The sequence below is a fragment of the Streptomyces sp. NPDC059092 genome (genome assembly GCF_042756365.1).
Taxonomy (GTDB): domain Bacteria; phylum Actinomycetota; class Actinomycetes; order Streptomycetales; family Streptomycetaceae; genus Streptomyces.
Genome location: NZ_JBHZEJ010000083.1, coordinates 23,833 through 35,797 on the forward strand (window position 1 = coordinate 23,833; position 11,965 = coordinate 35,797).

Here is an 11,965-nt window from a genome sequence, read left to right on the forward strand (position 1 = left end):
GACATGACCACCGCCCCGCGTACCGCCGCCTCTTCAGCTACCGCCCCCGCCGGTCCCGCGCCCTCCGGCGCCCGGCCGAGCGCGGTCACCGCCCGCGATCTCGCCCGTGCCACCGCCACCCGGCAGCGGCGCGGCGCCCGGTTCAAGCTGTGGGCCGGCACGGTCTGCACCGCGCTCGTCGTCCTGCCCGTCGCGCTGGCGGCGCTGCTGCCCCTGCCGGGCGCCGACGCGCAGGATCTGTCCCGGCGCCGGCTGCCCCCGCTCAGCGAGGGCCACCTCTTCGGCACGGACCAGCTCGGCCGGGACCTGCTCTCCCGGATCCTGCACGGCGGCCAGGTGTCGCTGACGGTCGGCATCCTCGCCGTCCTCGTCTCCGGGGTGATCGGCGTCGCGGCGGGCGCGGCGGCCGGGTTCTTCGGCGGCTGGGTCGACGCGGTCGTCTCCCGGCTGCTGGAGGCCCAGCTCGCGCTGCCCCTGCTGATGATGCTGCTGCTCGTGGTGGCGCTCTTCGGCCCCTCGGTCACCGTCATCACCTGTGTGATCGCGGTCGCCCAGTGGCCGGAGGTCGCGCGGCTCACCCGCTCGCTCGTCCTCGTGGAACGGGAGAAGCCGTACGTCGCCGCCGCCCGCGTGCTGGGACTGCGCGGCTGGTCGGTCCTCGGCCGCCATGTGATCCCCAACGTGATCCGCCCGGCCAGCCTGGTCGTCCTGCTGCTGCTCGCCCAGGCCGTTCTGCTGGAGAGCGCGCTGAGCTTCCTGGGGGCGGGCCCGCAGCGGCCGTTCGCGACCTGGGGCCGGATCATCTCCGACGGCCAGGACTACATCACCACCTCCTGGTGGCTGGTCACCCTGCCGGGCCTGGTCATCGCCCTGCTCGTGGTCGGCGTCAACCTGATCGGCGACGGTCTGCGCGACCGTACGCGGGCGGTCGGAGCACCGCGTGGAGCGCGCGTACCGCGCGGGTCGCGCCTGGCGCGCGCCAAGAAGGGAGCCTGAGCCATGACCGGGACAAAAAGCAGGACCGGCGCCGGGACGGGCCCGGGGCCCGGTACGGACGTCCCGCTGCTGGACGTCGAGAACCTCCAGGTCGAACTGATCACCGCGCACGGGGTGATCCGCGCCGTCGACGGGGTGAGCTTCACCGTGGGCCGGGGCGAGACCGTCACCCTGATCGGTGAGTCCGGCTCGGGGAAGTCGACCACCGCCATGGGCGTCCTGCGGCTGCTGCCCGAAGGACTCGCGGTGCTGTCCGGCGCCGTACGGATCGGCGGGCGGGACGTCATCGCCGACCCGGCGGCGGCCCGCGCGGTGCGCGGACGCACCGTCTCGCTGATCCCGCAGGACCCGATGACGGCGCTCAGCCCCGTCCACACCATCGGCCGCCAGCTCGGCGACGCGCTGCGGCTGCGCCACCCCGCGCTGTCCCGCGCGGAGGTACGGGAGAGGGGCACCGACCTGCTGGCGCAGGTCCGTATCCCGCACCCCGGGACCCGCTGGAAGGCGTACCCGCACCAGTTCTCCGGCGGCATGCTCCAGCGCATGCTGATCGCGGTCGCGCTCGCCGGTGAGCCGGAACTGCTGATCGCGGACGAGCCGACCTCCGCGCTGGACGCCACCGTGCAGGCGGGCGTTCTCGATCTGCTGATGGAGCTACAGGAACAGGAGTCCCTCGGGATGCTGATGATCACGCATGATCTGGGGGTGGCCCGGGTCGTCTCCGACCGTATCCATGTCATGAAGGAGGGCAGATTCGTGGAATCTGGTCCCGCCGCGCGCATCGTGGACGAGCCGGCCCAGCCGTACACCCGCGCCCTGCTCGCCGCCGTGCCGCGGCTCGGCGCCTGGGACGAGGACGCGCTGTCCGGCGCCGCGCCGCAGGGGGCGGCGACATGAGCGCCCCCGTACCCGCCGCGGAAGCCGGAGCTCCGCAAGCCGCGGCGTCGGACGTGCCCCTGCTGAGCGTCGAGGACCTGGTCGTCGAGTACCCGACCGCACACGGCCCGTTCCGCGCCGTCGACGGGGTGAGCCTCACCCTGGAGCGCGGCGGCGCACTGGCCGTCGTCGGCGAGTCGGGCTGCGGCAAGTCGACCCTCGCGCGGGCGCTCGTACGGCTGCTGAAACCCGCGTCGGGCCGGATCGTCCTGGACGGTACGGACATCGCGGCGCTGCCGGAGCGGCGGCTGCGCCCGCTGCGGCGGCGGGTGCAGATGGTCTTCCAGGATCCGTACGGCTCGCTCGACCCGCATCTGACGGCCGAGCAGATCGTCGCGGAGCCCCTGCGCCTCTCCGGCGCCGGGAACCCGGCGGAGCGCGCGCGGCGCGCGGCCGAACTGATCGACCGGGTCGGCCTGCCCGCCACCGCGCTGCACCGCAGGCCGCCGGAGTTCTCCGGCGGGCAGCGCCAGCGCATCGGCATCGCCCGCGCCCTCGCCTCCCGGCCCGACCTGCTGGTGTGCGACGAGGCGACCTCCGCCCTCGACGTGTCCGTACAGGCCCAGGTGCTGGAGCTGCTGCGGGAGCTCCAGAGCGAGACGGGCATCGCCTACCTGATCATCGCCCACAACCTCGGGGTGGTCCGGGAGATCAGCAGCGACGTCGTGGTGATGAACGCCGGCCGGGTCGTCGAGCGCGGCCCGACCGCCGCCGTCCTCGCCTCCCCCGCCGAGCCGTACACCCGGGCGCTGCGCCGGGCCGCCCTCGACCCCACCACCGTCCGGGGGGTCAAACCCCGGCACGTCCTCAACCCCGCGCTCCGCGCGACCGCGGCCGCGCCGCTCACCACCGCACCGGAAGGCAACCGCTCGTGACCACCGGCATCGACCTGCCGCAGCTCCCCCGCCCGCTGTCGAGGCTCGTGCTCGGCACGATGACCTTCGGCGACACCGTCGACCGCGCGGGCGCCGCCACCATGCTCGACACCGCGCTGGACGCCGGCATCACCGGCGTCGACACGGCGAACGGCTACGCGGGCGGCGAGAGCGAGCGCATCCTCGCCGCGCTGCTGCCGGGCCGCCGCGACCGGGTCGTACTGGCGACCAAGGCCGGCATCCCCCACCCCGACCAGGACGGCCACGCCCCGCTCTCCGCCGCCGGGATGCGCGCCGCGCTGGAGGGCAGCCTGAAACGGCTGGGCACCGACCACGTCGACCTGTTCTACCTGCACCAGCCGGACCGGGCCACGCCGATCGCCGAAACCCTCACCGCTGTCGCGGAGTTCGCCGCCGAGGGCAAGATCCTCGCCCTCGGCGTGTCCAACCACTCGGCCTGGCAGATCGCCGAACTCGCCCGCACGGCAGACGCCTTGGGGGCGCCGCGCCCCGTCGTCGCCCAGCAGCTCCACAACCTGCTGGCGCGCCGGCTGGAGGAGGAGTACGTCGAGTACGCGTCCGTCACGGGCCTGCGCACGATGGTCTACAACCCGCTCGGAGGCGGTCTCCTGACAGGCCGTCACATCTTTTCCCGCACCCCGGACTCCGGCCGGTTCGGGGACTCCCGGCTGGCCGCGATGTACCGGGAGCGTTACTGGGACGAGCGGCTGTTCGCCGCGGTGGAACAGCTCACCGGGATCGCCGCCGGGGCCGGCGTCCCCCTCACCGAACTGGCGCTGCGCTGGCTGCTGGACCGGCCTTCGACGGACGCGCTGCTGCTCGGCGGCTCCCGCACCGAGCATCTGCGGGCCAACATCGCGGCCGCCCAGGCCGGTCCGCTGCCCGAGGACGTGACAGCGGCCTGCGACGAGGTCGGCGCCGCCCTGCGCGGCCCGATGCCCGCGTACCACCGCTGACCGCTCCCGCGCCCCACCCACCCCACGGCACACCCCCTACGCTCTCAAGGAGCCCTCCCCATGACCCGCGACACGTCCGGTACGCCCGCCGCCTTCGCCACCGCGCTGCGCGCCCGCGAGCAGCTCGTCGGCTACTGGTCCGTCCTCGACTCACCGGTCTCCACCGAGCGCGTCGCGCGCCTCGGCTACGACTATGTGGCGCTGGACGCGCAGCACGGTCTGATCGAGTACGCGGGCCTGCTCGCCTCGCTCACCGCCATCGACACCAAGGGATCCACCGCCGTCGGTCTGGTGCGGGTCGACGCCAACGACCCGACGCCGATCGGCAAGGCGCTCGACGCGGGCGCGGCCGGGGTGATCGTGCCGCTCATCGACAACGCCCAGGACGCGGCCGACGCGGTGGCCGCCGTACGCTACCCGCCGCTCGGGCGGCGCTCGTACGGCCCGATGCGCTCGGGGCTGCGGATCGGCCCCAACCCGGCCGAGGCGCACGAGCAGACCGTCGTGCTCGCGATGATCGAGACGGCGGAGGGGCTGGCCAACGTCGCCGGGATCTGCGCCACCGAAGGGCTCGACGGCGTCTACGTCGGCCCCTCCGACCTGCGGATCGCCATCGGCGGCGCCACCTCCACCGACCCGGCGGTGGCCGACCGGTTCGAGGCCGCGCTGGTCACGGTGCGGGAGGCCGCCGCCGCGGCCGGGATCGCCGCGGGCATCCACAACGCGGACGGGGCGAGCGCGGCCAGGCGGCTGGCCGAGGGGTACACGTTCGCGACCGTCGCCAGCGATCTGACGCATCTGGAGCAGATCGCCGGCCGTCATCTCGCCGACGCCCGCCCGTCCGGGGACGCCTGATGGCCACCGGGACCGCGACGTACGGCGGTGCGGACGGCGTGCTCCGCCCGCACGCCACGGAGCCGGGGCGCGCGGAGGCCCTGCTGTCGGCGCCCGCCGTGCAGAACCACGCCGCGAATCTGACGGTGCTGCCCGGCGGCGGCCTCGGCTGTGTCTGGTTCGCCGGTACGCAGGAGGGCGTCGCCGACATCTCCGTCTGGTTCTCCCGGCTCGCCCCGGGCGGCTCGGCGTGGTCGGAGCCGGTGCGGCTCTCCGGCGACACCGGCCGCTCCGAGCAGAACCCGGTCCTCTTCCCGGCGCCCTCGGGCGAGTTGTGGCTGCTGCACACCGCGCAGCGGGCGGGCCATCAGGACACCGCCGAGGTACGGCGACGGGTCAGCCGGGACGGCGGCGCGACCTGGGGCGAGTCCCAGGTCCTGTTCCCCGCCACGACGGTACCGTCACCGGTTGGGGTATTCGTACGCCAGCCGGTCACCGTACTGCCGTCGGGGCGCTGGCTGCTGCCGGTGTTCCGGTGCCTGACCGCGCCGGGCGAGCGCTGGTCGGGCGGCCGGGACACCAGCTCCGTGATGGTCAGTGACGACGCCGGGGAGAGCTGGACGGAGCGGCCGGTACCCGGCTCCACCGGTCTGGTGCACATGAACGTCCAGCCGGCACCGGACGGTTCGCTGGTCGCGCTGTTCCGCAGCCGCCGCGCGGACGCCGTCCACCGCTGTGCGTCGTGGGACGACGGGGAGACCTGGAGCGCGCCCGAGCCGCTGGCCGTGCCCAACAACAACTCGTCGATCCAGTTCGTGCCGCTGGCCGACGGCCGCCTCGCGCTGGTCCACAACCACAGCAGCGCGGCCGACGCGACCGAACGCCGGGAGTCGCTCTACGACGAGATCGACGACGACGGGGTCAGCGAGGGGGCGAAGGACGGCGCCGCGCCACCGGCCGGGGCCCCCGACGGCGGCGCGGCCTTCTGGGGCGCTCCCCGTGCTCCGCTGACCCTCTCCGTGTCGTCGGACGGCGGGCTGACCTGGCCGGTACGGCACGATCTGGCGACCGGGGACGGATACTGCCTCACCAACAACTCCCGGGACGGGCTCAACCGCGAACTGTCCTATCCGTCGGTCGCCCGCTCCGGGGACGGAACGCTGCACGTGGCGTTCACCCGTCACCGCCGCTCCATCCAGTACGTCAGGCTCGCGCCGGAATGGACCGAGGCGCACCTGTCCGACTGACGGCCGGGCTCGCGCGGGACGTCCGCGGACGACGGATTCAGCCCTGGGCGCCCGGCATCCGTACGACCGCTGTCCCGCCGTCCAGATCCACCGTGGTCCGGTGCGGCGGGGCGCCGTCCTCCTCGTCGTCGCGCAGCAGCAGCGCCGACTGCCGCTCCTTCAACTCGTTCTGCTTGCCCGGCGAGAAGCTCGCGTGCAGCTGCTCGAAGCCGGTGGCCGATATCTGTCCCTGCCGTGCTCCGTTGCGCCAGGGCAGCATCCCCGCCCGTCCGGCGCGCAGCAGAAGCTGGTCGACGAAGGCGACCACCGTCAGCACGATGACCAGTCCGGGCAGCGTCATGAACACCACGGTCTCCATCGCCCCAGTATGGGCGGGAGCACGGAGCCGCAGGAAGGTCCGACCAGGCTCCGGAGTCGACGGCGGGCCGGGCGGTGCGGAACCGTCCGGCCCCGGCCGGACGTTCACGGAGCGAGGCCGCACCGGACCGCCCGGGTCCGTGTGGGCCCTCGACCGGACAGGCGGTGCCGATGAGCGAGTTGACGGCCGGCGGCAATCTGGCCCTGCCGGACACGGAGCTGTCGATCCGGGTGCCGGGCCCCTTCGACCTCTCCGTCCTCGTCACCGGCGACAGCGGAAAGGTCGGCGGCGACGGCGACTTCGTCTTCTACAACCAGCCGTCCGCTCCCGGCGTCCGGTTGCTGCCGGGCGGCGGCATCAGCGTAGATCCGCGTGGGCTGCGGGCCGGCGCCGGTCGGCTCACGGTGGTCGTGAGCGCCGCCGATCCGGCCACACCGCTCGGCGCTCTGCCGGCCCCGGAGATGACCGTCACGGGACCGGGCCCCGGGGTCCTCGTCCGGTTCAGCCCCGCCCGCCCGACGCACGAGACGGTGCTGCTCCTGGCGGAGGTGTACCGGCGCGGCCCCGGCTGGAAGCTGCGCGCGCTCGGGCAGGGGTACGCGGACGGGCTGGCCGGGATCGCCCGCGACTTCGGCGTCGACGTCGCGGAGGAGCCGGCCGGGCCGAGCGCACCCGCCGGGCCCGCGCCGGCCGCGCCGCACCTGACCGGGACCGCGGCCGAGTTCGACGCGATCGTCCGGGGCCGGCGGCAGGCGGCGGGGCTGCCTCCACTCGCCCTGGACGGCCGGCTCACGGCCGCGGCGGCGGCCCACGCGGCGGCCATGGCGCGCGGGCGGCGGCTCGGCGCGGAGGGTCCCGACGGGCTCTCGGTCTTCCAGCGCGTCACCGCGGGCGGCTACCGCTGGCTGCGGATCGAACAGCATCTCGTCTCCGGGCCCCGTACCGCGGCCGAGTTCGTGGAGTACTGCCTGAGCGACGGGGTCAGGCGCGCACCGCTGTACGACACGGACCTCTCCGACGCGGGCATCGGCAGCGCCACGGACGTGGGCTCCGGTGAGACGTACTGGACGGCGCTGTGGGCGCGGCCCTTCACCGTACGGGGCCTGGCGGCGACCGTCGCCGAGGTCCTTTCCCGCACCAACGCGGAACGCGCGGCGGCCGGGCTCGGGCGGCTGGCCGACGATCCCCGGCTGACAGTGGCCGCGCAGGCGTTCAGCACCGACATGGCGGACCGCGCGTTCTACTCGCACACCTCGCCGGAGGGCCTGCGGCCCTGGGACCGCGCCGCCGCCGCGGGGGCCCGGCACCGCTCCATCGGGGAGAACATCGCGTGCGGCCAGCGGAGCCCGCGCGAGGTGGTCCAGGGCTGGATGGACAGTCCGGGCCACCGGGCGAACATCCTCAAGCCGGACTTCACCCATCTCGGAGTGGGCTTCGCGGACGGCGGCCCGGCCGGCACGTACTGGACCCAGCTCTTCGGCCGGTCCGGCTGAAACCGGTTCGAGGGAGGAGCGCCCGGGGCGGTGTCAGTCGGCGCCGACCGCGCTCACGGTGAAGGTGTCCCCGCAGACCACGGGGGCGGAGGTGGCCAGGGTCATCGCGTCCCTGGATTCCGGCGGATAGACCTGGAGCAGGCTGGGCCGGGGCCAGCAGGTCGAGCCCTTGATGCCCTTGTTCAGGGTGTGCAGCGTGATGTGCGCGGCGGCGCCGGGGGCCAGGGTCACGGCGGGGAGCTGCCCGCCCTCGCGGGTGGCCGGTTCGCCGATGGGGGCGCCGTCGCCCGCGAGGAGGGAGACGCCCGGGAAGCCCCGCAGGGTGCAGGAGCCCGGCCCCTTGTTGATGAGCCGCAGGTCGTAGTAGATCTGGCCCGCGCCGGGGTTGGGGGCGCTCAGGCCCAGCCCTAGGTGGGCCGCCGTACAGCGTGCCGGGGTGGTCTGCGCCTGTCCCGATATCGGGGGCGACGAGGCCGGTGCGGACGGGGCGGGTGGCGTGCTCGACGCCCCCGCCGTACCGCTCCCCGCGGTGGCGTCCCCCGTCGTACCGCTGCCCGCCGTGGTCTCCCCCGCCGTGCCGCCGCCGCCCGTGGACGCGGTCGCCGAGGCGGCGGGCGGGGCGGAGGCCGCCGGGCCTCCGGAGGATCCCCCGCCGCTGTCACAGGCCGCGGTGGCCACCGCCAGCAGCGTCGCGCTCGCCGCCATGGCGGCGATCCGCCACGCCCCGCGGCTCCCCCCGGCCCGTGGAGCGCTCGCGCCCCGGGGTCGCGGGGGTGTCGCCCCGGAGATCTGGGAGTGATCGGACATGTGCTCCACCTGTCCCTTCGCATCGTGCGGATACCCGCCACAAACGCACCCATCGCACATATACCCGGAAGTCCGGGGAAATACGGCATGGCTCCGCCCCGAGGACCGTGGGGCGCCCGCCCGCCCGTGTGCCCGGTCAGGGCGGGCACAACCACGGCTGGGGTGTGAGACTCAAGGGGGAGGAGGTGGTCGCTGATGGCGGGTGAACCCCCCGGGACCGGCCCCGCGGCGGCGTCCGGGCAGGAACCCCTCGCCGGGCCCGGCCCGCCCGGCCCCGGTGAGCGGCTGCTCGAACAACTCCTCGCGCGGGCCCACACCGCCGCCCCGATGGAACTGCCCGACCTGGTGAACCGGTGCGCGACCGCGATCGGCCTGGAGCGGATCGTCGTCTATCTCGTCGACATCCAGCAGCGCCACCTCGTACCCCTCACCAGCGGCCCGCCCACCATCCAGGTCGACACCTCCGTCGCGGGCTCCGCCTACCGCTGGCTCGATCTGCGCGTCGAGGAGCGCCCGGGGGGCGGGCTCACCGCCTGGCTGCCGCTGGTCGACGGGGCGGAGCGGCTCGGCCTCCTCGGAATCAGTACGGACGCCCTCGACACCGCCCGGCTGCGGCGCTGCCGCATGCTCGCCTCCATACTCGCCATGGCGATCACCTCGAAGCGCGCGTACAGCGACAGTTACGCGCGCCACGCCAGGACCGAGGCCATGGACCTGCCCGCGGAGATGCTGCGCGGCCTGCTGCCGCCACGCACCATCGGCTGTGACCGCGCCGTCTCCACGGCGGTGCTGGAGCCCGCGTACCACATCGGGGGTGACGCGTTCGATCACGCGCTGACCCCGTCCACCCTGCATGCCGCGATCTTCGACGCCATGGGCCACAATCTGGCCTCGGGGCTGACCACCACCGTGGCGATGGCGGGCTGCCGCAACGCCCGCCGCGCGGGCGCCGAGCTGACGGAGCTGGTGAGCACCATCGACCAGGCGCTCGGGCGGTGGCTGCCCGACCAGTACTGCACCGGCATCGTCACCCAGCTCGATCTGGCGGAGGGCGTCTTCCGCTGGTGCAACTGCGGGCACCCCCCGCCGCTCCTGATCCGTGGCCGCCGTGTCCTGGACAAGGCGCTGGAGCGGCCCGCGCAACCGCCGATGGGGCTGCCCTCCCAGTTGGCCACGACCCCCCGCGCGTCGCACGAGATCGTGCTCGAACCGGGCGACCGGGTCCTGCTCTACACGGACGGGGTGACGGAGTCACGTATCGAGGGCGGCGACGAGTTCGGTCTCGGCCGGTTCACCGACTCCATCATCCGCGGCGCCGCCGCCGGGGAACTGGCGCCGGAGGCGCTGCGCCGGATCATCCACACGATCCTGGACCGCCAGAACAATCAGCTCCGCGACGACGCCACGCTGCTGCTGATCGAGTGGCGGCCACCCCGACCACCCCGACCGCCCCGACCGCCCCGTCCGTGACGGCCGCCCGTCCGCGCCGGGGACGCGGTGGTACGAGCAGCAGCCCGAGCGTGATCCAGACATAGGCGTTGGCGCCGAGGAAGGCGCCGGGGCCGGTCGAGTCCCACCGCCACAGCCAGACCACGCTGCTGCACAGCACCACGTACAGGCCGGCGCACACCGCCGGCCGGGCGCGGCGCCCGCCGTCCGGTCCTGCCGACGCCGCGTCCGCCAGGACGATCAGCGCCGGGATCAGCCAGACGAGATGGTGCACCCAGGTCACCGGGGAGACCAGGCAGGCGGCGAGGCCGGTGAGGGCGAATCCGGCGCGGTCGTCACCCGCGCGCACGGCCGCGCGGGCCCGGTACGCCCAGACGACGAGCACCGCGAGGACGCACACCGCCCAGAGCGCGCGGCTCGGATGGTCGGGCTGGAGGCGGGCCAGGACGCCCTGGAGCGACTGGTTGGAGACGTAGGCGAGCGCGCCGACGCGGTCCGTGTCCCACAGGGCTCCGGTCCAGAAGGCCCGGGACGCGGCCGGGTCCACGAGGGCGGCGAGGAGGGTGGCACCGCCCGCCGTGGCCGTCGCGAGCGCGGCCTGACGCCGGCGGCCCGTGATCAGCAGATAGCCGATGAAGAGTCCGGGTGTGAGCTTGACGGCGGTCGCCAGTCCGATGCCGACGCCCGCGTACCGGCCGCGCCCGGTGGCGAGCAGCCGCGCGTCGGCGAAGACGAGCGCCACGAGCACGAGGTTGACCTGGCCGAAGCTGAAGGTGTCCCGGACGGGTTCGAGGAGCGCGAAGAGGCAGCCGACGACGGTGAGCACGAACCACACGCGGCCGGCCGCCTCCGTACCCTCCCCGCCGGCGGCGTCCGTACGGGCGGCGAGCGCGCGCCGGACGACCGGGGCGGCCAGCCAGTGCAGCAGCAGCGCCGAGGCCACGGCGCTCAGCGCGACACTGATCGCGACCGCCACGGGCCAGGAGACCAGCGCCATCGGCGCCATCGCGACCGCGGCGAAGGGCGGGTAGGTGAAGCCGTAGTGGGTGCCGGGTTTGAGGTAGTCGTAGATCCGGCCGCCGTGGACCCAGTCGCCGACCGCGCCGTAGTAGACGGCCACGTCGAAGAAGTCCCGGTGCAGCGGGACCGTCGCGAGGAAGACGGCGGTGGCCACGACCAGGCAGCCGGCGGTGAGCACCCGGCGGGCGGGGGTCGCCACGGCCCGGTGCGCCGCTCTCCCGCTCATGAAGCGGTCCGAGCGCGGGAGGGCAGTGTCGCCGGGTCCGACATCTCGAACATCCACCACAGGGCGAGCAGTCCGAGCGCCCCGCCGCCCACCGCGAGCGTCATCCGCATCGCGTCCGGCGGAACGCCGCTGGGCAGCAGCGCCAGGGCCAGGACGCCGCTGCCGGCCGCGGCCCAGCGGCGGATCCGGCCGTCGGGCGCGGCGGCGGCGATGAGGAACAGTCCCCACAGCGCGTACCAGGGTCGGAACGCCGGGCCGAGCGCGAAGAGCGCGAGGAGGCTCAGCGCCAGCGCGTACACCGGTCCGAGGCCGGTACGGCGCAGCCACAGCAGCGCGAAGGACACGGCGGTGGCCGCCAGTCCGCACCAGCGCCACGCCGGTACGGCCAGGTCGCCGAGACCGGTGCCCGCCGCGTCCAGCAGCGCGCCCGTGAGCCGGCCGAGTCCGCTGGTCAGGGACCAGTTGTCCGGCGACACGGGGGTGGCGAGGGTGGCGAGCCAGCCGTATCCCGTGCCGGTCACGGCCGTCACCAGGACGGTGGTGGTCAGGGCGACGGCGCCGGTCAGCGCCGTCGCCCTGACGAGCCGGGCCCGGCCGGTCAGATGGCCGGACCACAGTGCGGCGACGGCGAGCAACCCGAGCGCGGCGGGCGCCTTGACCAGTGCGGCGAGGGTGACCAGGACGGTGGCCCACAGCGGCCTGGCGCCCGCGGCCGGTCCGGTCCCGCGGGCGGGGCCGGGCCCCGCC

At 74.8% G+C, this 11,965-nt stretch carries 11 protein-coding genes and 1 pseudogene; 8 read left to right on the forward strand and 4 right to left on the reverse strand.

Annotation, left to right across the window (positions count from 1 at the left end):
• The first annotated feature begins 3 nt into the window (after positions 1-3).
• The 6 genes from ACFXPL_RS32650 to ACFXPL_RS32675 are packed head-to-tail and all read left to right on the forward strand — an operon-like array spanning position 4 to position 5,865.
• Positions 4-996 (forward strand): ABC transporter permease, encoded by a 993-nt coding sequence (locus tag ACFXPL_RS32650; protein WP_384926458.1) that lies wholly within the window; start codon positions 4-6, stop codon positions 994-996.
• 3 nt (positions 997-999) lie between these two features.
• The gene (locus ACFXPL_RS32655) at positions 1,000-1,893 is read left to right on the forward strand and encodes an ABC transporter ATP-binding protein (protein WP_384926460.1); all 894 of its coding nucleotides are present in this window, start codon (positions 1,000-1,002) and stop codon (positions 1,891-1,893) included.
• Positions 1,890-2,807 (forward strand): ATP-binding cassette domain-containing protein, encoded by a 918-nt coding sequence (locus ACFXPL_RS32660; RefSeq protein WP_384926463.1) that lies wholly within the window; start codon positions 1,890-1,892, stop codon positions 2,805-2,807. The genes ACFXPL_RS32655 and ACFXPL_RS32660 overlap by 4 nt, the downstream gene beginning before the upstream one ends.
• Complete coding sequence (locus ACFXPL_RS32665) at positions 2,804-3,784, forward strand: aldo/keto reductase (protein WP_384926465.1); 981 nt, start codon at positions 2,804-2,806, stop codon at positions 3,782-3,784. Before ACFXPL_RS32660 ends, ACFXPL_RS32665 begins: the two co-directional genes overlap by 4 nt.
• 60 nt (positions 3,785-3,844) lie before the next feature.
• Entirely contained in the window at positions 3,845-4,639 is a 795-nt protein-coding gene (locus ACFXPL_RS32670) for an HpcH/HpaI aldolase/citrate lyase family protein (RefSeq protein WP_384926466.1), read from the forward strand.
• Positions 4,639-5,865, forward strand: a complete 1,227-nt coding sequence (locus ACFXPL_RS32675) for an exo-alpha-sialidase (RefSeq protein ID WP_384926468.1) — start codon at positions 4,639-4,641, stop codon at positions 5,863-5,865. The genes ACFXPL_RS32670 and ACFXPL_RS32675 overlap by 1 nt, the downstream gene beginning before the upstream one ends.
• A 37-nt stretch (positions 5,866-5,902) precedes the next feature.
• Here ACFXPL_RS32675 and ACFXPL_RS32680 read toward each other — a convergent pair whose 3' ends face one another.
• Entirely contained in the window at positions 5,903-6,223 is a 321-nt protein-coding gene (locus ACFXPL_RS32680; RefSeq protein WP_384926470.1) for a DUF6191 domain-containing protein, read from the reverse strand.
• A 170-nt stretch (positions 6,224-6,393) separates the two neighbouring features.
• Between ACFXPL_RS32680 and ACFXPL_RS32685 the strand changes: the two genes are divergently transcribed.
• Positions 6,394-7,716 (forward strand): CAP domain-containing protein, encoded by a 1,323-nt coding sequence (locus ACFXPL_RS32685; protein WP_384926472.1) that lies wholly within the window; start codon positions 6,394-6,396, stop codon positions 7,714-7,716.
• A 33-nt stretch (positions 7,717-7,749) separates the two neighbouring features.
• Here ACFXPL_RS32685 and ACFXPL_RS32690 read toward each other — a convergent pair whose 3' ends face one another.
• Positions 7,750-8,523, reverse strand: coding sequence for a DUF4232 domain-containing protein (locus tag ACFXPL_RS32690; protein ID WP_384926474.1), 774 nt, complete (start codon positions 8,521-8,523; stop codon positions 7,750-7,752).
• A 195-nt stretch (positions 8,524-8,718) separates the two neighbouring features.
• On the opposite strand from ACFXPL_RS32690, the gene ACFXPL_RS32695 reads away from it, so the two are divergent.
• A complete protein-coding gene (locus ACFXPL_RS32695) occupies positions 8,719-9,993 on the forward strand; it encodes a PP2C family protein-serine/threonine phosphatase (RefSeq protein ID WP_384926476.1) in 1,275 nt (424 codons plus the stop codon).
• On the opposite strand, the gene ACFXPL_RS32700 is transcribed toward ACFXPL_RS32695, so the two are convergent.
• A complete protein-coding gene (locus ACFXPL_RS32700; RefSeq protein WP_384926478.1) occupies positions 9,878-11,218 on the reverse strand; it encodes a glycosyltransferase 87 family protein in 1,341 nt (446 codons plus the stop codon). The genes ACFXPL_RS32695 and ACFXPL_RS32700 overlap by 116 nt on opposite strands.
• A pseudogene (locus ACFXPL_RS32705) lies at positions 11,215-11,965 on the reverse strand (DUF2029 domain-containing protein); the annotation flags it as partial. The pseudogene ACFXPL_RS32705 and the gene ACFXPL_RS32700, both read right to left, overlap by 4 nt.